Genomic DNA, 22,554 nt, shown 5'->3' on the forward strand with positions numbered 1-22,554 from the left:
GTCCCTGTTAGCCATGGCCGGGCAAAATTGCCACTGTTGCGTCCTTGCAGCATAGGCGAACTGTTGCCGGATGCAACAGTTCGCCATGACTTTATCATTCTTGGCTAAAAACGATATGTTGCACTTAACAGCATTAATCTGGTCTTTGCTTGTTCAGTGTTATATTGCTGCCAGGATATCCCCAGAGTGAAGTTCTCACTCAAAGGATAATCGACGCCTAAACCTAAAACCAAGTTAAAATCCAGATCCCTTGATCTATCTAAGCGTTCCGGCCAAGTTGCCTGGTATTGCTCTCGATTAACTAATACCCCCGCCCGCAAATAGGGGGTTAGTTTATAACTCTGTAGCAAATTAAAACGGGTTGCAAACTCAACACCACTGCCCCGCTGTGGTTGGGCCAAGACCAGTGCATTGCTGTTTGTTCCCTCAGGTAAATTTTGATAATCAACAACAAGCTTCCCCAGATCTACCCAGCCGGCTTCAATTGCAAACCTTTCATCTAACTGATATCCCAACAACAGTCGGTAAGCTGTATCGCTATTATTGCGAGTTGTGGCTAAACCGGTTCCATTTTGCATCAACGCTTCTGTTAATTTCAGGCTATTGGTATCTGACTTAGCTGAACCAATTGCAGCATCAAGATACCAACTATTGGCCTGTGCAGAAATCGGTAGGACCAGGCAGAGCATAAGGGCTAATATCTTACGCTGCCGTATAAAGATGATTAGCGCTAAGCCAAACAACCATAACAACTGTATACTTCCGCCTTTCGAGGTTACCTCAGCACTACTCTGGTACCATAGCGCTGTTACCTGTAGATCTTGCGCTGGCATGATTGTGGGTAATGCAGGTGACCAACCTTTGAAGGTATAACCCTGCCGTACCGGCACAGGTGCAACTATTGCACTACCAAAATTGACCCGCAACGGACTTAACGCCTGTCCGCCAGCGACATCAAACTGCACCTGATATTGATTAACTTGCCATTGCGCGGTGTAGGTTTGATTCTCTGCCGGCATGGTTGCAGGTAGAGCAGGAGACCAACCGATAAAGGAGTGACCTTCGCGCACTGGAGGTAAAATATTTAATGCACTACCAAAGGTTTGTGTAACTGACGCCACAAGGCTTCCACCATTACTATTGAAAGTCAAAGTGAAGCTATTCAACAAAGTTAGAACACCGGGGTCACGAATCACACTATTGGCGCGCCCGTCATCATCATTAGGACCACCATCCTGAATAGTCAATCGGATACAGGCGTCGCCTACATTTAATCCCGGACGCCAGCTATCTGCAGAAACACCAGGGCAATTACCCAGAATATTTCGGGGCGAGCTTGCAAGTTGGTTTTGTTCGTTGACCACAAAGTCTTGCCAGCTGCCATTAATTAGCTTACGCCATACAGCAAACTCCGGAATAAATTGGCCTCGAGGTAACGGAATGGCTATAGGTACGGCCTCGCCAGGTCTTTGTAAACCTAAAACGTCCATATTCACGAGATAGCCAAGCTGTCTACGCCCAACATCAGGTAAGCGCTCTTGCGCCAAGCCGACACCAAATTGACCACTTTGCCAGGATTCTTGCTCACTAAACAACCCCATTGACAATGCGTATTGATTCGGCACTTCAACAAAAGCCCCTGTTTGCCCCTGACACTCAGTCACTCTATTTTGGGCATCAGTCTGTGGACAGATTGGCAAACGATTCGGTCTCCCCGCGTAAGCGTTAAAAAGTTCAGGGATACCACTTAAACCAGTATTGCTGCAATCTGCAACCGGACAGCCATCTACCACATTTATTGCAAGCTCTAGTTCACCACGCCGATCTCCAGCCTGAGCCGTCAATTGCACCAGGTATCGACCCGTTGCTAATGAAACAGGATCGAAGCTGGCATTATTATCAACCTGAACCAAACTAAAACCTGCACCTTGCCAATTAAAGGTTGCTGCAACAGCATTGATCTCTGCTGCGCTCAAATTGACTATCCCGCCGTTACGCTGTACGACCAGACCGGCCTGATTATTCTGGGTTACTGTGGCTTTTAATGATAGTGGCGGAATATCGAGCTGGACATTTAAACGGTGCTTAGCGGGTGAACCCAATATCGCCTGTTCCAGGCCATCTTCCAATAGTGACAACTGACCAGGCTCAGCGGAAGTCGCTGCTACATTTATTGTTTTACGTCTATCGTCATTTGATAGTATTTCAATCAGCTGCTGCTGAGCGCTAGCATTATTCGTTGATAATCTTACTCGAGCAGGATATTCAATAGGCTCATCACTCAGCCAAATAGTTACAGGCACCGTATTATCCCGCTGTACCGGTTGACTGCTTGCAGTGAAAGCAATAAATGGTAAGACCTCAAATGTAACCGAGATCCGTTGCCCACTCACCGAATCAGTAAATTCAAACGTGTAGCGGCCTGTCTGCTCAGCGCTAAACAAATAGCTACCATCTTCAGACTGAGTTAAAAACTGCTGAATATCGCCTGACTCAAATGTTTCCAAGCTTCCATTACGCAAGCGATCTAAGCCAGTTGGAAGCACCTCTCCAGCACCACCAGCAACTCTGAAACGAACTACATCTCGACTACCAACAGGACCACTTTGCTCAAGTTCCAAATCGGCTGCTGGATAAACGGTAGCTGCAATGTCGCAATCATCTATGATTACAGCTGTAACTATCTGATTTCCCGACAGCGAAGCCTGACAATTGCTATCAAGGCGCAAGTAGGTGTTATCTGCCAGAGTTACCGTAAAGGATGCAGCTTGTCCATAAGGTATCTGCTGGGTAGCTGGCTGAACCATACCCTCCCCGACCAGACTTACTCGCACCGTGAAGACTTTCTGCTCCCAAAGGGCGGTTAATACTAAATTAGAAGCGGGCATGATGGAAGGCACAGCAGGCGTCCAACCCATAAAAGTATAGCCCTCACGGACTGGGTCAGCCGGCGTAACTACTGTGGCACCAAAATTATAACTGGCAGGTGCAATATTAGTGCCGCCAGCACTGTCAAAGCTGAGTGTGTATTGGTTAACCGCCCACTGTGCGGTGACGCTAAGATTATTCGCGGGCATGGTAGCGGGTAATGTAGGTGTCCAGCCAACAAAGATGAACCCCTCGCGCACCGGGGCTGCCGGTGCAACTACTGTGGCACCAAAGTTATAATTAGCCGACGCAACATTGCTGCCACCAACAGTGTCAAAATTTAAAGTGTAACTATTTATCCCATATTGCGCGGTGACAGTAGTATTAGCCGTAATATTGCTAAAACTAGCAGGATCCCAGCCAGTGAAAGTATAACCGATACGGCTAGGGTTTGCCGGCGCAGTTGCTGCACCGTTTTGTGTCACGGTTTCTGTTTTTAATACCGTTCCATCCCAATCAACAAAGCTGACGGTATAACTGGGTAAAACAAAAACCGGTAACAACGTCAGGTTATTAGCCGGCATGACAAAAGCATGAGGATTGGCGGTTGAGAATGTACCAGTACAACCGGTAACACATTGCCAACCAGTAAATACCAACCCGGAGTTTGGAATAGCTGACAAGGTTACAGAAGCACCCGCGCTATAAACATCACCAAACAACGATCCTCCCGTAACAGTGCCGCTGGTACTGCGATTTAGCCTAAGCATGTAGACATCGCTAACCACCGTATCCGTCGCTCCCCGGACTATCGACGCATTGCGTGAATTCCCAAGTTGATCTGTAGTGACTTCAAAATTCTCTGGGTTTGCGCCAATAAAACTTTGCCAGTTCGCTCCGTCAAAATATCCTGCCACGGCAGAAGGTAAACGACTATAGCCAGTGCGAGTTCCAGCGTTCGCAGGGTCAAGAGCATAACTGCCTACTTGCAGAGTACCTGAGCGGCCATTTCCAGCATCAACTAGGAAAGGACGGAATATTTGTGCGCTACCTATCTCTAGACCCTGTCCATCAGTAATTCTGGCAAGGATACCACCTGAGAATAGGGTGTTATCGCTACCATCAGCAGCACCGTTATAAATGAGGTTATTGCTGATCGTATTATGACCGACTGGCGCGACATGAAAAATATTAAAATGAGAGATGATTGTACCTTGGTTGAAATACTTTGAGACATCATCCAAGGCGAAACTGGTGGGATTGGTACTAGTGCCTCCATTTCGCACATAGTTATAAGCGAAGATATTATTAACCAATCTGACAGTACCAGTATTAACGCCAATAGCGCCACCTGCAGTGAGGCTACCGTAGCCAACATTACCAGTAAAAGTACTGTTCAAGATGTAAGCATTTCCTGACAAGTAGTTATTAATACCTCCACCTATTTCAGTACTTTGGTTGTTTGAGAAGGTCGAATTATTTACGAAAAGAGAGCCAGTATTTTGCCCACCTCCTCCACCGCCATTGGCTGCCTGACTCCGATTCTCAGCAATCAGAGAGCTGTCGATATGCAAAGTGCCAGTGTTATTGAATCCGCCCCCAAAATTAGCAGCGTTTCGAAGTAATTTGCTATTGTTCAGCACTGTGGTACCAGCATTCTGGATACCACCACCAGCGGAACCACGCGAGCGACTGACAACTGAATTGTTAAGTACAAGTGTGTTGCCACTATCAACCTGAATCGCTCCACCAGAAGTATTAAGATAGCCGCCTCGAATTTCGAGGTTATTGATAGTAACGCTAACACCGCCGCTGATATTGAAAACTCTGAATGCTGAGCCAGTTGTTACGATGATTCCCGATTCATCTAAGCCATTAACAGGCACAGTGATTAGACGGTTATTACCATTGATAGTGATATTTTTATCAACCGTTATTGCAGCTGAAACAACAACATCGCTGGTTATATTGATGATATCGCCGCTAGCAGAGCTGCTAACTGCACTCAATAACTCATTGTAGGAGCCGGCATCACGAACCGTATTTGCCTTAACCTGGAAGCCGAGTATCAGCAAAATCATAGTAAGTACAACTAGCCAGCGCCGGATAGTGGACGAATCAACCTGAAAGTACATTGTTACACCCTGTTTAGTAATGCCCATAACGCTTTAAATTATGAACGTAAAACAGGTCGACAAATCTTACAATTTCTTACATTTTACCTTATTTGGGAGCAAAACTACTGTTAGATATCAAGAATGCAGGCAAGTCAAACCAGTCGCCGGGGTAGAATAATTTCTATTTGGGTACCTGACTTAGATGTTGTCACTTTAGTTTCCCCCTGATGAGACTCCACGACCAAATTTACCAGATACAACCCTAACCCTAGACCACCTAGATGTTTGTGCTTACGGGAGCGGAAACCACGATTAAATAACATTGGGATATCAGCTTCATCGATGCCATCACCTTGATCCTCAACCCTAATGACCCAAGAGGCTTCACTAAATCTAGCAGAGAGCGTAATTGTGCCTCCATTAGCGGAATACTTTACGGCATTATCAAGCAGATTGAGTACTGCAAGAGTCAACCAATTTTGATCAATTTTCACCAGATAATCTTTCTCTGGCTTCAGAATCTCAAGATCATGTCTTTCAGTAAGCAAGCACAATTGACTCAACTCATCTAACCAACGAAACAGGCTTTGTTCAGTCAACTCCAAACCTTCATCCAACAGATGCAGGCGATCCTCTGCCAGGGCATTATCAATAAGATTGCTTAGGCGCGCAGTTGCCAAGCGCGCTCTCTCAATACGAGGCAATGCGGCGGGGACGCTTTGAACTTGTAGTGATAGATTAGTCAATGCGGAGCTAACTACCGCCAGAGGCGTACGTAATTCATGCGCTATTAACTGATAGAAACGTTGTAAAGCGACATTGTGCTCAAGTTGTTGCTGTAATTCACGCTGCTGTCGATTTAAGCTAATTAATAACACTAACATCAAAAAACTAACCTGCAAGATCGCTGTAAACGCCCATAAATGCGAAGTCCAGAAGTTATAAGGCAGATACCCGAGATTGCGTAATGACTGCAGTATGATGGCGAGGCATCCCGGAGCAACCATCCCCACTAAAAGCGAGGGGACAGGTTTAACATGCCTGGCTGCCCACAGCATAATACCGAGTAATATTAATGTCTGACATAATCCGGCTAGCATCAACACCGGAGCCAGCTTAGGGTAGGCTCCTAGCGCAGATGCAAGAGCACCGATAAAATAAAGTATCACCCATAAATCTAACAAGCGACTCAATCGTGGCAATAACTGCCTCAGCGGCACAAAGTACTGCACGAGTAACATTAAAAGTGCCCCCAAAAGAAAACCGCTTACCCCAATTAATTGGTCTGCAATAGCGGTTTGCTGTGGATAGAGATATTGTTGGTCAAAACCGTTTATCGTGAAATGAAACCATGCAAAAGTTAGGCTATAACAAGCAGCGATAAAGTACGCATATTGCTTGGTCGTGACCCAGCTAAACCCAGCCAGCAAAGTTGCCATCAAGCTTAGCCCAAACAAAATACCGTATGCTAAGGTAGTGTTTTTTTCCTGAAGTAATAAATCTGGAGGGGCGAGCAAAACAGGTCTTAAAGTCAAAGTACTTCCTGTTTCGACTTTTAGGATATATTGCTGTACCGAGGGCTCCAAAACAGAAGGTAACCTTAAAACCAGACTGCGCCCTAGCACAGGGCGTTCAAAAAAAGGGATATGATCACCGGTAATTTGTTGTTGCAGTTGCCCTGAAGCATCACGATAGAAAAGCTCAACGCGATCCAAAAATGTGGCTCCAAGTTGCAAAAATAGTGGCTGTTCAGGAAACTGTGTTAGTTCAAAATAGAGCCATAACACGTCTTTAGTATACCCAAAAGATAAGGAAGCAGCCGCCATAGTACCGCTGAGCTGGTTTGGGTCTTCAAGCAGCTGTATTGGCAGCCATTTGTTTACCGCTGCAAGCTCATAGCGGCTGTTTGGCAAAGCTCCTAAAGTTGTGCCAGAATATTCAGGTAGTTGCGAGGGCATTTTTAACAATTCCGATGCCACCGAAAATAACGGCAGACCTAAACCAATAATAAGTAGTAATGTCATGCGTATTCTGGTCACTGAGGATCACCCGGATTTACAACTTGAGTTAATTGATTACCTGCGAATGCACGGGCTAATAGCTGATGGTGCTGATTCTTTGTTTAGCATGAACGAAAAACTCACCGGAGGCCAGTACCAAGTCGTGTTACTTGATCTTGGTTTACCAGACGGTGATGCGCTGGAATGCTTAACCTCGCTACGGCAGCAATTTGGTTTGCAGCTTGGTATAGTTATTGTTAGTGCCAGAGGGCAACCTATCGAGCGAACTCAGGCTTTGAATTCAGGTGCCGATGCCTATCTGGTAAAGCCGGTATTTTTACCAGAGTTGCTCGCTGTTCTGATGCAACTGGCGCAACGACTAGAACCTAAGATCCATCTCACCTGGTATCTGGACATTATTCGTCGAACACTGAGGTCTCCTGGTGGTGAAATAATTGCACTCAGTCACAGCGAAACCAGCTTATTGTCGGCTTTGGTGGAACATAAAGGGGTGCTTAACAAAGAACAGTTGCAGTGTACACTCACCCCTTTTCTAAAGCTAAGTCATGATTACACCAGACTAGATACCTTAGTTTGTCGCTTACGGCAAAAGGTAAAAATGGCAACCGGAGAAGCCTTACCGCTAATGACAATCCGTAATAAAGGATACCAATGTATTGATATTATGTTAGTCGATAGCTTGCGGACACAGCATTTAGGTTTGATTTCCTGACAAGAGGTTGCTCCAAACCCAAAAAAGATTTGGAGCTCTGTAGCGCTACTCTAGCACCACATCAATAAAATACTTCACTTCACCGTCAACCGTTTCCCGTACTAAACCGTGCACGTCGGTTTCAAAGCCCGGGAACTCGCTGTTAAAGGCGCGGGTGAATTTCAGATAGTTGATAATGGTTTTATTAAAGCGCTCGCCCGGAACCATCAGTGGAATGCCCGGTGGATAAGGCGTCACCAGCATAGCAGTAACCCGGCCCTCGATATCATCAATCGACACCCGCTCAATTTCGCGGTGCGCCATCTTGGCCCAGGCATCGGCTGGCGTCATCGCGGTTTCGATATTCGACAGATACATCTCGGTCGTTACCTTAGCCACATCGTACTTACGGTACATATTGTGGATGCGCTGACACAGATCGCGCAGGCCGACTTTCTCATAGCGCGGGTTCTTGGCGGCGAATTCCGGCATTACCCGCCACATTGGCAGGTTCTGGTCATAGTCGTCTTTAAACTGCTGCAGCTCGGTCACCATCGAGTTCCAGCGCCCCTTGGTAATACCGATAGTAAACATAATAAAGAACGAATAAAGGCCGGTTTTCTCGATAATAATACCGTGTTCGGCCAGATACTTGCTGACGATGGCCGCCGGAATACCGGTTTCATCAAACTGACCATGCAGGTTCATGCCCGGCGTAATGATAGTGGCCTTGATCGGATCCAGCATATTAAAGCCCGATTCAATCTCGCCAAAACCGTGCCAGCTGTCCTGCGCATGCAGCACCCACTTCTCGCGGTTGCCGATGCCCTCTTCCGGCAAACGATCCGGGCCCCAGACTTTAAACCACCAGTCATCCTCACCAAACTCGGCATCGACTTTGCGCATCGCGCGGCGAAAATCGATCGCTTCCAGTAAGCTTTCTTCTACCAGCGCCGTACCACCCGGTGGTTCCATCATTGCGGCTGCCACGTCACAGCTGGCAATAATCGCATATTGCGGGCTGGTGGAGCTGTGCATCAGGTAAGACTCGTTAAAACGGTGGGTATCCAGACTGCGCTTTTCGGCATTTTGCACCAGAATTTGTGATGCCTGGGATAAACCGGCCAGCAGTTTATGCGTCGACTGGGTGGCAAACACCAGCGTATCTTCTGACCGCGGCCGATCTTTTCCGATGGCATGCATATTGTGGTAAAACTCGTGGAAGCTGGCATGCGGCAGCCAGGCTTCATCAAAATGCAGGGTGTCGATCGTCGAGCCCAGCTCCTGCTTAATCTCTTCCACGTTATATAAAATACCGTCATAGGTACTCTGGGTAATGGTCAGAATACGTGGCTTTTTATTTTTGGCATTGCGGGCAAACGGATTGGCTTCAATCTTTTTCGCAATGGCTTCAGGGGAAAACTCACTTTTCGGGATCGGGCCGATAATGCCGTAATGGTTACGGGTTGGCATTAAAAATACCGGAATCGCACCGGTCATAATAATCGAGTGCAAAATCGACTTATGGCAGTTACGGTCCACTACTACGATATCACCCGGCGCCACGACGGAGTGCCACACCATCTTATTCGAAGTGGAGGTGCCGTTCGTCACAAAGAACAGGTGGTCGGCATTAAAGATCCGCGCTGCATTAGCTTCGCTTTCCGCTACCGGCCCCGTATGGTCCAACAGCTGTCCCAGCTCATCCACCGAGTTACAGACATCGGCGCGCAGCATATTCTCACCAAAGAATTGATGGAACATCTGGCCCACCGGGCTCTTTAAAAAGGCCACACCACCGGAGTGCCCTGGGCAATGCCAGGAGTAAGAGCTATCCTGGGCATAATCCATCAGCGCAGTAAAAAACGGTGGCGCTAACGCATCCAGGTATTTACGCGCTTCGCGGATAATATGCCGCGCCACAAACTCCGGCGTATCTTCAAACATATGGATAAAGCCATGCAGTTCACGCAAAATATCGTTCGGGATATGCCGGCTGGTGCGGGTTTCGCCATACAGGAAGATTGGAATATCAGCATTGCGTTTGCGCACTTCCTTCACAAAGGCGCGCAGCTCAGCCAGTGCCACATTCACTTCCTGCTCACTGCCGCTGCCAAACTCTTCATCATCAATCGACAAAATAAAACAGGAGGCCCGGCTGGCTTGCTGGGCGAAAGCGGTCAGATCAACATAGCTGGTGTAGCCAATGACTTCAAAGCCGTGGCTGCCAATGGCTTCGGCCAGATCACGGATCCCTGAGCCAGAGATGTTCTCAGAGCGGAAGTCTTCATCTATTACAATGACCGGAAAACGAAATTTCATCAGTTAATCCTTAGTTCTTCTGCGCCAGTTTTTGCCGCGCCTTTAACAGCCGCTCACGCTTATATTTCTGCAGAGCCGTTTCGGTATTCTTCTTAGTTGGGGTAAAGGGGTTTTCCCCCTCGCGGAATTCAATACGAATTGGTGTACCCATCATCTGCAACGCCTTGCGATAATAGTTCATCAAATAGCGCTTATAGGAATCCGGTAAATCTTTCACCTGGTTACCGTGAATCACGATAATAGGTGGGTTATAGCCACCGGCATGGGCATACTTTAACTTCACCCGCCGTCCGGCAACCATTGGTGGCTGGTGATCTTCCTGCGCCATTTTCATAATCCGCGTCAGCAGCGAGGTACTAACCCGCTTGGTGGCAGAATCAAAGGCTTCTTCGACGGATTCAAATAAATTACCGACGCCCGAGCCATGCAAGGCCGAGATAAAGTGTAAGCGGGCAAAGTCAATAAAACCTAAGCGCCGATCCAGTTCACGTTTAATTTCGTCTTTTACGCTGTCGTTCAGACCATCCCATTTATTGACGGCCAACACTAAGGAACGACCAGCATTGAGCACAAAGCCGAGGATGCTTAAGTCCTGATCGGAAATGCCCTGCCGGGCATCCAGCACTAATACCACCACATTGGCATCTTCAATCGCCTGCAGGGTTTTTACCACTGAGAACTTTTCTACCATTTCGTCAATCTTGCCGCGACGACGTACGCCGGCGGTATCAATCAAGGTGTAGTTACGGTCATTGCGCTGCATCGGAATATAAATCGAATCACGGGTAGTACCGGGCATATCATAAACTACGACCCGCTCTTCGCCGAGAATGCGGTTGGTCAGCGTCGATTTGCCGACATTTGGCCGGCCCACAATCGCCAGTTTAATATGCTCGGAACGTAAGCGTGCCGCTTCAGCCTCGGCTTCTTCCTCAGTCATTTCTTTAAAATCGGCCGGCTCAGCAAACTCAGCCTCATCCTGCGCTTCACCCTCTGCTGCCGCGGGCAACTGCTGCTCTAAAAACGGCAGTAACGCCAGTTGCAGTAACGAGGTGACACCGCGCCCATGCGCTGCGGCTATCGGATAGACTTCGCCCAGGCCCAGGCTATAAAAATCCGCGACTGCGGTATCGGCATCCAGGCCATCGGTTTTATTGGCAACCAGAAATACCGGCTTTTCGACTTTACGAATATGCGCCGCGATCGCCGTATCACCCACTGTTGCGCCGGCACGGGCGTCAACCATAAACAGCACCACATCCGCTTCGGCAATGGCTTTTAATGACTGCTCAGCCATTTCTACTTCAATGCCTTGTTCATTGCCATCGATACCACCGGTATCGACCACAATAAACTCCATGCCTTCAAACTTTACCGAACCGTATTTACGATCGCGGGTTAAGCCCGGAAAGTCAGCAACTAAGGCATCACGGGTGCGAGTTAAGCGGTTAAATAATGTCGATTTGCCAACGTTGGCGCGCCCTATCAGGGCAACTACAGGTAACATGGTGTCAACCTCAAAAAATAACAAAACAGGCCTGACTCAGGCCTGTTTTCAGTTTAAAAGCGCAACCCGCCTGTGTTAAGGCGTTTGCAGTACGGTCAGCTCGCCATCGCGGGTACTGATCACCAGCACCTCGTTATTGCTGACCGGCTCACGGAAAAAGCCGGAGCTGTCAAAACTCTGCCGGGCAACAAAATCACCGCTGTTGCGATCCAGCCAGTGTAGGTTGCCTTTATTGTCACCCACCACCAGATAGTCTTTGTACACAGCCGGTCCGGTCAGGAAATGGCGGTGCAAACCGGTTTGGCTCCACAGCTCAGTGCCGTTACGCCGATCGACGGCATGGATCCGCCCGACCGAGTCCACCAGATACAAGACGGTACCCTGCACTGTCATATTGCGGAAGCTGGCATAATCACGCTTCCACAATTGCTGGCCAGTGCGCAGATCAAGGGCATGCAACTCCCCATTAAAAGCAATGCTATAGATGGTACCTGCTATGACTATCGGCTTGGCATCGACATCAACCAGCCGTGACAGATCGGTACTGCCTTTAGGCGTAGCAATGTTTTCTTCCCAGGCCTGGAAGCCACGGTCCACAATTAGCACACCAACCCTGCCGCTGGCTGTACCATACACCACGCCACCACTTTCAATCACTGGCTCACCAGTACCGCGCATGGTTAACGGCGGTTGCTCGTTTTCAAAAATCCAGCGCTGTTCACCATTGTCTGAGCTTAGACCAACCAAAGCGCCGGTGCCTAATTTTGCGACCACAAAACCATCACCCACTGCCGGGCTAACCAGCACCTCTCCCGGAACCTGTACCCGCCAGCTTAACTGGCCGGTCTCCGCATTTAGCGCTACAACTTCGCCATTTTCGGTACCGAAATAGATATTACCAAAGCCCTGGCTTATGCCACCGGCAATGCGGGCATTGTCGGACGAGAAACGCTGACGTAGCTTCTGGATTGTCGATAGGGTGTCGTCTTTACGCAGGTCATAGGTCCAGAGCCGTTTGCCAGAGCTCAGCTCAAACGCCATCACCATGCCCTCGCGGCTGGCCATATAGACCCGCTCGGCATGAATCAATGGCCTAAGGCCTGATTCATAATGCGCTACGCCTTTGCCAACCTGAGCACTCCAGACTTTTTTCGGACTGATCTGGTTTTGTACTTCTGGCAATACCAGCTTCTCTTTGCTGGAGCAGGCAGCCAGCGTTAGGGTCATTAATACGACCGCGGCCTGTTTAACAGAAAATCTCATGCCGGCCCCTTAATTCGTCACAGCAACGTGCGCCAGCTCATCCAGCTTAATTTGTACCAACTGCGTATTCTGTGGTGCTTTGCTAAGCGCCAGCTGATAAGCGGCTTTAGCGGCAACCAAATCACCACTTTGCTGCAGAATATCGCCTTTTAACTCGGCTTGTTGCGCGGCAAAGCTGTCCGGTACCGGCTGATTGACGGTGGCCAGAGCGGCCGCCAGATCACCAATTTCACGCTGAACCCGGGCTAACCGCAATTGAGCAATGGCTTTGACTCCGGCGTCTTTGGTTTGCTGTTGTACCCAGCTCAGCTGTTGCACAGCCAGGGCTAAATCCCCTTTATTGACCGCTTCTCTGGCAGTTAATAAGGCGGCAAAAATCGCATAGTTATTGGAGCCCTGAGCGGTAATAAAGCTTTGCGCCTGAGCGATCCATTCGTCACCGCCGCCCTGCTGTTGCACTAGCTGGCTGTAACTGCCGGATAAGGCCTCAGCACTGGCGCGTTGCTCAGCCTGATAATAGCGCCAGCCATAGAGGGTGGCTAAGCCGATAACGACACCACCGACAATGGCTTTGCCGTACTCGTTCCAAAAGCGTTTAATGGCCTCAACCTGTTGTTCTTCGCTATTATAAATTTCCACCTAACTACTCCGTATACTCTCAGGCCAGCTGCTGAGCAAGCTCGCTCAGCTTTAGCGTTTGTTGTGGCTTCTCTTCGCGCAACCATTTAACGGTAATTTCCTGCCGCGCCAGTTCTTCTTCGCCTAAAATCAGCGCTATGGCTGCGCCTGACTTGTCTGCTTTTTTAAATTGTTTTTTCAGGTTACCGCCACCGCAGTGCAAGATAACACGTTTTGCCGGTAACTCGCTACGCAGCCTTTCGGCAACACTTATAGCGGCAAGTTCCGCAGTTTCCCCCATCGCAAGCAGATAAATATCCGCTTGCGCCGGTAAATCCGGTGCCAGGTTCAAGCTTTGCAGTAACAGGATTAACCGCTCCAGCCCCATCGCAAAGCCAACCGCAGGCGTCGCTTTGCCACCGAGCTGCTCGACCAGACCATCATACCGACCACCGGCACAGACGGTACCCTGAGCGCCAAGCTCAGTGGTGACCCATTCAAATACAGTTTTGTTGTAATAATCCAGGCCACGTACCAGCCGTGGGTTAATCACAAACTCAATACCCGCTGCGGTTAAGCGCTGCTGCAGCGAGGCAAAATGTGCGGCAGACTCAGCGTCCAGATGCTCAGCCAGTTGCGGCGCTTTAGCCAGCACCTCAGCCAGCGCTGGATTTTTGCTATCCAGCACCCGCAGCGGGTTGCTATACAGCCGGCGCAGACTGTCTTCGTCCAGCAAGTCTTTATGTTGTTCCAGATAGGCCACTAACTTATCGCGATAGGCGGCACGCGCCTCATTGGAGCCGAGTGAGTTTAGTTCCAGTTTCACATAAGGCGTTAAGCCCAGCTTTTGCCAAATCCGCGCCGTCAGAATAATCACTTCAGCATCAATATCCGGCGTGGCAATACCGAAAGCTTCCAGACCAAATTGATGAAACTGGCGGTACCGACCTTTTTGCGGCCGTTCGTGGCGGAACATCGGTCCGGTATACCACAGCCGTTGTTCCTGGTTGTACAGTAAACCGTGTTCATTACCAGCGCGGACGCAGCAGGCAGTGCCCTCCGGGCGCAAGGTTAAGCTGTCACCATTGCGATCGGTAAAGGTATACATCTCTTTTTCAACGATATCGGTGACTTCACCAATCGAGCGTTTAAACAACTCGGTCATCTCGACAATCGGAAAACGGATTTCGCTGTAACCGTAACTGGCAGCGGTGTCGCGCAAGGTGGTTTCTACATATTGCCAGAGGGCACTGTCCTGCGGCAGGCAGTCATTCATGCCGCGAATTGCCTGGATTTGCTTCGACAAAATTTTGCTTCCATTTAGAGGGCGCCGCAGCGCCCCGATGCAATAGGTTAATAAAAAAGCGTGATTATAATCGGTAGTGGCTGAAATGTCGCCCTAGACTTGCTTTACCACAATCCGCTGCTGTAAATACTGCCGCACCTGTTGTTCCAGTTGCTCGGCAATGTTGTCATTGTCCAGCCGCAGCTTTTGGCGTTCGCCATTCAGATAAAAGCCACTTTTTTTACTGGCACCGGCGACACCCAAATCCGACACTAAGGCTTCACCCGGGCCATTGACCACACAACCAATTACCGAGACAGTCAGTGGCTCCACCACATCTTCCAGCCGCTGCTCCAGCTCGTTCATGGTTTTAATCACATCAAACTCCTGCCGCGAACAACTGGGGCAGGCAATAAAGTTAATGCCACGTGAGCGGATGCGCAGCGACTTCAGAATATCAAAGGCCACTTTGACTTCTTCCACCGGATCAGCAGCAAGTGAAATTCTTAGCGTATCGCCAATGCCTTCGGCCAGCAGCATACCTAAACCAATAGCCGACTTAACGGCACCGGCGCGGGCGCCGCCGGCTTCGGTGATGCCAAGATGCAAGGGCTGTTTAATTTGTGTCGCCAGTAAGCGATACGCCCCTACTGCCAAGAACACATCTGATGCTTTAACACTGACTTTAAACTGATCGAAATTCAGTCGGTCCAGAATCTCAACATGCCGCATTGCCGACTCAACCAGCGCTTCCGGTGTCGGCTCGCGGTATTTTTCCTGAATATCGGCTTCCAGCGAACCGCCGTTGACGCCAATGCGGATCGGGATATTGTGATCGCGCGCCGCATCCACCACAGCGCGGATCCGATCTTCACGGCCGATATTACCCGGGTTTATCCGTAAACAATCAACGCCATATTCAGCGACTTTCAGTGCGATGCGATAATCAAAATGGATATCTGCTACCAATGGAATTGGCGATTGCTGTTTAATCAGCTTAAAGGCTTCAGCTGCGTCCATTGTTGGTACTGATACCCGCACCAGATCGGCACCGGCAGCTGCAATAGCACGGATTTGCGCCACAGTAGCGTCAACATCGGTAGTGCGGGTATTGGTCATCGATTGCACGGCGATAGGGGCATCACCACCAATCAGTACATTACCGACCTTAATCTGAGTACTGGGCCGGCGCTTAATCGGATTCTCTGCAAACATTATTCGTTTTGTCCTGACAAGGTAAACTTGGCAACGCGGTTACCGGGGAAACGCGACATATCGTAAGGCTGGTCATTTAATTCAATGCTTACCACGCCGGGATTACCGAGGGTAATCACAAAAGGCCCTTTGGCGTTGAGCTCCATCACATAGCCGGCTTGTTTGGTACCAAAGGCAATGCGATCGCCGTTGGCATCCAATACATCAATCCAGCAGTTATCACTAAAGGTCATCTTTAACCTGTCGTGTAACGACTGTGGCGGCTGCTCGCTGACGGCACTAACCGCTTCCTCTTGCTGTAATGCCTGATTCAGCTGCTCCAGTTGCTGCTGCGCTGCGGGTGGTAAGGCTGTCACGTCCAATTCGGTTAGCGTCTCAGGCTCAGAAGTTGTTAGTTCCGGCTCCACAGTAGTCAGTTCAACCGCACTCAGCGGTTGTTCGCTGACCAGCTCTGCTGTTGGCGCGAGCACCGTCTGTGCCGGGCCCGGCAAAGCATCACTCTGTAACAGCTTATTCTCGCGGGCACTTTGCCAGAACCAGACTGCTAATGACACCAGCAGCACCAGCGCAATTAACCAGGTAAGCCACATATAACGGGCTTCAGTACGCTGCTTTGCCGAGCGGTTTGAAAAAGTGCGCATCGTTTTCACCGGCGCGCTTTTCACCTGATGCTGCTGCTCAAACCGGGTCAACAAGGCCTGTTCCGGCAATTTTAAAAACCGGGCGTATGATTTGAGATAGCCACGCATAAAGGTGGGTAAAATTGCCTTATCAGGCTGGTCCAATTCCAGGTTGCGTAAGATTTCGACCCGCAATTTCAGTTGCTGCGCAGCTTGTTCCAGGCTGAGTTGACGTTTTTCGCGTTCCTGGCGAAGGGTTTGACCAACACTTAATTCCTGTGTTGGTGGGTTAAGATCATTCTGGGTCATTATTTATCGTAGCCGGATCGACAATATACAGCCGCTGACCAATGGACAGACGGCTTTCTTCCGTCAGATTGTTCCAGGCCATAAAGCGTTCAAGGCGGATATTATAGCGGTATGAAATAGCAAACATAGTATCGCCCTCAGCAACCTGATGAAAATAATTATCAACTGGCTGGGCTGCAGCCAAACGTACCGGCGGCGCCGTCGGTTCAGGAGGGGCATCATTCGGGCCAAGGTAAATCTTTTGGCCTACCCGCAACCGGGATTGCTCGGTCAGGTGGTTCCACTCCAACAGTCGTGGCAACAGGATATTATACTGCAGTGAAATACTGTGCAGCGATTCGCCGGCTGTAACCAAATGCACCGGAACTTGCTGCGCCGCTTCGGCTGAAGTGTCGGCATAACTTAACTGCCTGCTGGCTGGCATTCTGGCTGGCAGCTCGCGACTATCAGACGCTGTCTGATTGGCGGTTGTGGTCTCTGCCGCGTTAACTGCTGTCACCACCGGCTCGGCAGCGTTAGTCTGCGGTTCCGTTGTGGTAACGGCTACGGCAGGTTCAGCCATGCTGCGCTGCGGTTCCGTTGTGGTTGCTGCTACGGCAGGTTCAGCCGCGCTGCGATGCGGTTCCGTTGTCGCCGCCGGCGTTAACTGCCGCTCTGCCGGCAGGTTGGTGCTGGGTGCCAGCGCCTGTACTTGCTGACTTGGCTGATGCTGCTGATTTTGTAAGCTGCCAGCTATGGCTGAGGTCGAATGCGTTGGTCGCGGTGTGCTTGCCGGTTCCGGTGTTGCCGGTGGCGGGGTGGTAGCAGCCGTCGTAACTACCGCTTCCGGCTCAGCAGTTTTGCGCCGGATCCGCAGCTGCGGATTAGCCACAGGCTGGCTGGTATTCCGGGCTGCTGTGGCCGAATTTTGCGGCATAAAATCCGCCAGCAAATGCTGCTTATAGCGTTCGCGCAGTTGCTCAAACTCGCTTTCCAATAAACGCTGCTGTAACAACAGCCGGGCTTCGTTGGTGTCGATGTACAGCGTAAGCAGTAATTGCTCCGCGTGCTTCATGGTCGACATATCGCCTTGCTTTTCCGAGACCAAATAATTAAGCAGGGTACTGCGCGCGGACACCCGGCCAAGACGTTGAATACGTTGTAAGTCAGTTTTTGCTTCTGCCAGACTACCCATCGCATAATGCACAGAGGCACTGTTAATCAGGGCGCTGATCCGGGTACCGTTATGACTCAGCGACGAAGCCAGATAACCCTTCGCCCGTTCAAAACGATCCTGCTCTAACTGACAGAGCGCCAGGTTTTCATAGCTTTCAGCAACCCGGATATAACCCGGCTTGGCAATGGCGGCCAGCAACAGCCGTTCGGCTTCATCATACTTGCCAATCTGGCACAGGAAGGCACCGTAGTTGTTATAGGCGTCAGCATTATTGGCATCGCGGGCAATAGCCTGCTTATAGGCATTTTCCGCCTGGGCGTGCTCACCGACCGTCTGATAATAAAATGCCAGAGCGTTATACACCTCTGGCAAATTTGGCGCCATCGCGCGGGCACGTTCCAGGTTAAACAATGCCTGAGTACTATCGCCACGACGCAAGTAATTTAAGCCCAGCGAAATACGGGTTTTAGCCGCTTCAGTGTTATCCACATTGCGCTGCGTGACCTGGCGATCATTCGCCACTATCGTATTCTCTGACACACAGCCAGAGAGGATAAACAATGCCGTCAGCGCGGTTACCACAGGAAGTTTCTGCATTACCACTGGCCATCCATTTGTTGTTATTGCAGCACTTTTACCGCTATGTTCTCGCCTTTCTGCTGCTTTTTCAGTAAACGTTTTGTACGGTCGATTACATCACCGACCAACTGTCCGCAGGCGGCATCAATATCATCGCCGCGGGTTTTACGTACCATAACAGTAAAACCGTGATCTTGTAAGACCTTGTTAAAGCGATCAATCCGTGAATTACTGGAGCGCTTGTACGGTGAGCCCGGATACGGATTGAATGGAATAAGATTAATCTTAGATGGGGTATCTTTCAATGCCTTAGCTAATTCATGCGCCTGATCGGTGCTGTCATTGATGCCTTCCAGCATCACATATTCCACCGTGACTTTATCATTCGCCTTAGAATGCTCAATATAGCGCCGTGAAGCAGCCAGAAACTCTTCCATCGGATACTTTTTATTGACCGGTACCAGTTCATCGCGCAGCGCATTATTCGGCGCATGCAATGAAATTGCCAAAGCGACATCAATCTTTTCACGCAGCAAATCCAGAGCCGGTACTACACCTGAGGTACTGAGCGTAACCCGGCGTTTGGATAAGCCAAAGCCGAAGTCTTCCATCATCAGTTCCATCGCCGGCACCACGTTGTTCAGATTGAGCAGAGGTTCACCCATGCCCATCATCACCACGTTAGTCACCGGTTTTTCACCGGTATCACCAAAGCTGCCGATAATCTGTGATACCCGCCACACCTGACCAATGATTTCTGAAACACTGAGGTTACGGTTAAAGCCTTGCTGCGCCGTGGAGCAGAAGGAACAGTCCAGCGCACAACCCACCTGCGAAGACACACAAAGGGTACGACGATCTTTTTCCGGGATCCAGACGGTTTCCACCTCCTGACCGCCTTCCAGCGCCATCACAAACTTGATGGTGCCATCGGCACTGTCCTGACGGGTGGCCACAACCGGCGCTTTAATCACGCAGCGCGCCTTTAGCAGTTCACGCAGTTTTTTGTTGATATTGGTCATTTTGTCGAAATCATTGACACAGTAGTGATAAATCCATTTCATCACCTGATCAGCACGGAATGGCTTTTCGCCAAGACTGACAAAGAACTCTTGCATTTGCGACCGGGTCAGGTCCAGCAAATTGACGACTTCGGGTGTGTTGCTCATGCCAGTAAACTCCAGCTAACCAATATCAACAAAAAACTTTCTTCCTGCAGTGCTGAATGCACTAAGGGGGCTGCTGCCCCCTTAGTCTCTTTGCAGACAGCTACCGGATTAACGGGTACGGCTGCACAGCTCAGCTTCGGTGAAGAAGTAGGCAATTTCACGGGCCGCAGAAGCCGCAGCGTCTGAACCGTGAACCGCGTTTTCATCGATGCTGGCAGCAAAGTCAGCACGTAAAGTACCGGCTAAGGCATCTTTCGGGTTAGTAGCACCCATGATTTCGCGGTTCTTACGCACTGCGTCTTCACCTTCTAACACCTGTACCATTACCGGGCCAGAGGTCATAAAAGATACCAGCGCATTGAAGAATGGACGCTCTTTGTGCTCAGCGTAGAAACCTTCAGCCTGTTCCCGGCTTAAGTGTAACATCTTGGCAGCAACAATGCGCAGGCCAGCGGCTTCGAAGCGGCTGTAAATTGCGCCGATCAGGTTCTTCGCTACGGCATCCGGCTTCACGATAGAGAAAGTACGTTCTAAGGCCATGTCAGGCTCCTGTTAGTCTAAAGGGTTAAAATTTTGGGCGGCAAAGTATACGCTAAATTCCGGAAAAAACCTAATGCCCTTCACTAACCATATTGACGGTATATTTCGGAATTTCCACCACTAAATCTTCGTCGGCAACAATGGCCTGACAGCCTAAGCGCGACTCTGGCTCTAAACCCCAGGCTTTATCCAGCATGTCATCTTCCAGCTCTTCACTGGGCGTCAGCGAATAAAAGCCTTCACGAATAATCACGTGGCAGGTGGTGCAGGCACAGGATTTTTCGCAGGCGTGTTCAATGGCAATACCGTTTTTCAGCGCCACATCGAGCACGGTTTCACCCGTTTTGGCATCCAGCGCGGCTCCTTCCGGGCACAGCTCAGGATGAGGTAAAAATACGATCTGGGGCATGTTAAACCTCGTCTACCTTGTGACCCTGCAGCGCCAACCGGATCGATTTATCCATCCGCCGCGCCGCAAAATCATCTGTTAATTGATTGGTGTGTTCGATCGCCGCTTTGATTGCCGCGGTATCGCCCTGTTGTTTCAATTCGGCCAGCTGGCGTAACGCATCACGGATGGTCGCCAGTTCATGCTCATTCAGTAAGGCGGCATCGGTCGCCAGCGCGGCACTGACCGCTTCCAGCACCCGCTCCGCTTCGACTTGCTGTTCGCGCAATAAACGCTGCTGCATATCCTGCCGCGCATATTGCATCGAGCCGCTAATCATCTGCGCTACCTGATCATCGGTCAGACCATAGGAAGGTTTTACCTGAATACTGGCCTGCACGCCGGTGGATTTTTCCATCGCGCTGACGCTAAGCAACCCATCAGCATCGACCTGAAAGGTAACACGAATATGGGCGCCACCCGCCGGCATCGGCGGAATGCCGCGCAGTTCAAAGCGGGCCAGTGAACGGCAATCTTCGACCAGCTCACGCTCACCCTGCACCACATGGATCGCCATCGCCGTCTGACCATCTTTAAAGGTGGTAAATTCCTGTGCCCGCGCCACCGGGATCACGGTATTACGCGGGATAATTTTTTCGGTTAAGCCACCCATGGTTTCGATACCCAGCGACAACGGGATCACATCCAGCAGCAGGGTTTCATTATCGGCCTTATTGCCGACCAGCACATTGGCCTGAATGGCCGCACCAATGGCAACCACCTGATCCGGGTCAATTGAGGTTAACGGCTCAGAGCCAAAGAAACTGGCCACTTGTTGACGTACCAGGGGAACCCGGGTCGAGCCACCGACTAAGACCACTTTCAATACTTCATCGGCAGTTAAACCGGCATCGCGTAAACTCTGACGGCAAGCGCGAATGGTTTGCTTAACCAGCGGACTAATCAAGTCTTCAAATTGCTGGCGACTGACGCTACCGCTCAGCTGCTGGCCATCAGCACTAAAGCTGTAATCGGTGCTATCGCTGTTGGTCAGGCGCTCTTTAATGGCTTTCGCCTGTTGCTGATACTGCCGGCGGGCGCTGGCCGACAGGCTTTGCTGGTCATGTTGTTGCTGTAAAAAACTCACCAGCGCCTGATCAAAGTCATCACCACCCAGGGCCGAATCACCGCCGGTCGACAGCACTTCAAATACGCCACGCCGCAAGCGTAAAATCGAAATATCAAAGGTACCACCGCCTAAATCATAGACAGCAATAATACCTTCCTGCCCCGAGTCCAAACCATAAGCCAAAGCAGCCGCGGTCGGCTCATTTAACAAACGCAGTACATTCAGACCGGCCAGTTTGGCGGCATCTTTAGTCGCTTGACGCTGGGCATCATCAAAATAGGCTGGCACGGTGATCACCACACCGTTTAACTCACCACCGAGGGTTTGGCTGGCGGTATTGGCCAGGGTCGCCAGAATTTCTGCGGAGACTTCCACCGGATTTTTCACCCCGGCAGCGGTCGCAATGGCGACCAAACCGCTTTGTTCAATCAGCTGATAGGGTAATTTTTCATTCAGCGCCAGTGTTTCCTGATAGCCTTTACCCATCAGCCGTTTCACTGACACTATGGTATTTTCCGGATCACTGACAGCAGCCGCAACAGCGGCCGAACCGACGACCACCTGCTCAGCGCCATAGCGGACCACGGAAGGTACCATCGCCTCGCCCGCCTGATTCAGCAGTACTTTGGCTTCACCACTGCGTACTGTCGCCACCAGTGAATTGGTGGTGCCCAAATCAATACCGGCAGCCAATTTATGTTGATGCGGCGCCGCGCTCTGGCCCGGCTCGGCAATTTGTAATAACGCCATAATGAAT

The 22,554-nt window shown here is 50.2% G+C and carries 15 protein-coding genes; 1 reads left to right on the plus strand and 14 read right to left on the minus strand.

The genetic code is table 11. From position 1 onward, the window contains the following. Window positions 1-104 precede the first annotated feature (104 nt). Window positions 105-5,003 (minus strand): InlB B-repeat-containing protein, encoded by a 4,899-nt coding sequence (locus H1D31_RS00835; protein WP_261255199.1) that lies wholly within the window; start codon window positions 5,001-5,003, stop codon window positions 105-107. Between the two features lie 134 nt (window positions 5,004-5,137). Then, window positions 5,138-7,009, minus strand: coding sequence for a sensor histidine kinase (locus H1D31_RS00840; protein ID WP_261255200.1), 1,872 nt, complete (start codon window positions 7,007-7,009; stop codon window positions 5,138-5,140). On the opposite strand from H1D31_RS00840, the gene H1D31_RS00845 reads away from it, so the two are divergent. Further along, window positions 7,008-7,718, plus strand: a complete 711-nt coding sequence (locus tag H1D31_RS00845; RefSeq protein WP_261255201.1) for a response regulator transcription factor — start codon at window positions 7,008-7,010, stop codon at window positions 7,716-7,718. The genes H1D31_RS00840 and H1D31_RS00845 overlap by 2 nt on opposite strands. Window positions 7,719-7,763: 45 nt before the next feature. Here the strand turns inward: H1D31_RS00845 and H1D31_RS00850 are convergent, their stop codons facing one another. The 12 genes from H1D31_RS00850 to hscA all read right to left on the minus strand — a co-directional run bounded on the left by H1D31_RS00850 (window position 7,764) and on the right by hscA (window position 22,547). Beyond that, window positions 7,764-10,019 (minus strand): arginine/lysine/ornithine decarboxylase, encoded by a 2,256-nt coding sequence (locus H1D31_RS00850; RefSeq protein WP_008950034.1) that lies wholly within the window; start codon window positions 10,017-10,019, stop codon window positions 7,764-7,766. A 10-nt stretch (window positions 10,020-10,029) separates the two neighbouring features. Next, window positions 10,030-11,526 carry a ribosome biogenesis GTPase Der gene (gene der / locus H1D31_RS00855; protein ID WP_261255202.1) on the minus strand — a complete coding sequence of 499 codons (1,497 nt, stop codon included), beginning with the start codon at window positions 11,524-11,526 and terminating at the stop codon, window positions 10,030-10,032. Between the two features lie 75 nt (window positions 11,527-11,601). Beyond that, a complete protein-coding gene (bamB, locus tag H1D31_RS00860; protein ID WP_261255203.1) occupies window positions 11,602-12,789 on the minus strand; it encodes an outer membrane protein assembly factor BamB in 1,188 nt (395 codons plus the stop codon). Between the two features lie 9 nt (window positions 12,790-12,798). Then, window positions 12,799-13,428 (minus strand): YfgM family protein, encoded by a 630-nt coding sequence (locus H1D31_RS00865; RefSeq protein ID WP_261255204.1) that lies wholly within the window; start codon window positions 13,426-13,428, stop codon window positions 12,799-12,801. 19 nt (window positions 13,429-13,447) lie between these two features. After that, the gene (gene hisS, locus H1D31_RS00870; protein WP_261255205.1) at window positions 13,448-14,713 is read right to left on the minus strand and encodes a histidine--tRNA ligase; all 1,266 of its coding nucleotides are present in this window, start codon (window positions 14,711-14,713) and stop codon (window positions 13,448-13,450) included. A gap of 93 nt (window positions 14,714-14,806) precedes the next feature. Further along, window positions 14,807-15,907, minus strand: a complete 1,101-nt coding sequence (gene ispG / locus H1D31_RS00875) for a flavodoxin-dependent (E)-4-hydroxy-3-methylbut-2-enyl-diphosphate synthase (RefSeq protein WP_261255206.1) — start codon at window positions 15,905-15,907, stop codon at window positions 14,807-14,809. Next, window positions 15,907-16,836 carry a RodZ domain-containing protein gene (locus H1D31_RS00880; RefSeq protein ID WP_261255207.1) on the minus strand — a complete coding sequence of 310 codons (930 nt, stop codon included), beginning with the start codon at window positions 16,834-16,836 and terminating at the stop codon, window positions 15,907-15,909. The genes ispG and H1D31_RS00880 overlap by 1 nt, the downstream gene beginning before the upstream one ends. After that, window positions 16,823-18,589 (minus strand): type IV pilus biogenesis/stability protein PilW, encoded by a 1,767-nt coding sequence (gene pilW / locus H1D31_RS00885; RefSeq protein WP_261255208.1) that lies wholly within the window; start codon window positions 18,587-18,589, stop codon window positions 16,823-16,825. Before pilW ends, H1D31_RS00880 begins: the two co-directional genes overlap by 14 nt. Window positions 18,590-18,612: 23 nt before the next feature. Beyond that, window positions 18,613-19,740, minus strand: a complete 1,128-nt coding sequence (locus tag H1D31_RS00890) for a bifunctional tRNA (adenosine(37)-C2)-methyltransferase TrmG/ribosomal RNA large subunit methyltransferase RlmN (protein ID WP_261255209.1) — start codon at window positions 19,738-19,740, stop codon at window positions 18,613-18,615. 108 nt (window positions 19,741-19,848) lie between these two features. Beyond that, entirely contained in the window at window positions 19,849-20,280 is a 432-nt protein-coding gene (gene ndk / locus H1D31_RS00895) for a nucleoside-diphosphate kinase (protein ID WP_008608976.1), read from the minus strand. A gap of 70 nt (window positions 20,281-20,350) precedes the next feature. After that, a complete protein-coding gene (gene fdx, locus H1D31_RS00900; RefSeq protein WP_008608977.1) occupies window positions 20,351-20,689 on the minus strand; it encodes an ISC system 2Fe-2S type ferredoxin in 339 nt (112 codons plus the stop codon). A gap of 1 nt (window position 20,690) precedes the next feature. Further along, window positions 20,691-22,547 carry a Fe-S protein assembly chaperone HscA gene (gene hscA, locus H1D31_RS00905; RefSeq protein ID WP_261255212.1) on the minus strand — a complete coding sequence of 619 codons (1,857 nt, stop codon included), beginning with the start codon at window positions 22,545-22,547 and terminating at the stop codon, window positions 20,691-20,693. Between the last annotated feature and the right edge of the window lie 7 nt (window positions 22,548-22,554).

Source organism: Alishewanella sp. BS5-314 (assembly GCF_025377695.1).
Lineage (GTDB): Bacteria > Pseudomonadota > Gammaproteobacteria > Enterobacterales > Alteromonadaceae > Alishewanella > Alishewanella aestuarii.

Bases quoted from the DNA above. Each gene is read 5' to 3' on its own strand.
- H1D31_RS00840 (WP_261255200.1), bottom strand. From the start codon at position 7,009: ATGACATTACTACTTATTATTGGTTTAGGTCTGCCGTTATTTTCGGTG.
- der (WP_261255202.1), bottom strand. From the start codon at position 11,526: ATGTTACCTGTAGTTGCCCTGATAGGGCGCGCCAACGTTGGCAAATCG.
- H1D31_RS00850 (WP_008950034.1), bottom strand. From the start codon at position 10,019: ATGAAATTTCGTTTTCCGGTCATTGTAATAGATGAAGACTTCCGCTCT.
- H1D31_RS00880 (WP_261255207.1), bottom strand. From the start codon at position 16,836: ATGACCCAGAATGATCTTAACCCACCAACACAGGAATTAAGTGTTGGT.
- ndk (WP_008608976.1), bottom strand. From the start codon at position 20,280: ATGGCCTTAGAACGTACTTTCTCTATCGTGAAGCCGGATGCCGTAGCG.
- fdx (WP_008608977.1), bottom strand. From the start codon at position 20,689: ATGCCCCAGATCGTATTTTTACCTCATCCTGAGCTGTGCCCGGAAGGA.
- H1D31_RS00835 (WP_261255199.1), bottom strand. From the start codon at position 5,003: ATGTACTTTCAGGTTGATTCGTCCACTATCCGGCGCTGGCTAGTTGTA.
- bamB (WP_261255203.1), bottom strand. From the start codon at position 12,789: ATGAGATTTTCTGTTAAACAGGCCGCGGTCGTATTAATGACCCTAACG.
- ispG (WP_261255206.1), bottom strand. From the start codon at position 15,907: ATGTTTGCAGAGAATCCGATTAAGCGCCGGCCCAGTACTCAGATTAAG.
- H1D31_RS00890 (WP_261255209.1), bottom strand. From the start codon at position 19,740: ATGAGCAACACACCCGAAGTCGTCAATTTGCTGGACCTGACCCGGTCG.
- hscA (WP_261255212.1), bottom strand. From the start codon at position 22,547: ATGGCGTTATTACAAATTGCCGAGCCGGGCCAGAGCGCGGCGCCGCAT.
- pilW (WP_261255208.1), bottom strand. From the start codon at position 18,589: ATGCAGAAACTTCCTGTGGTAACCGCGCTGACGGCATTGTTTATCCTC.
- H1D31_RS00845 (WP_261255201.1), top strand. From the start codon at position 7,008: ATGCGTATTCTGGTCACTGAGGATCACCCGGATTTACAACTTGAGTTA.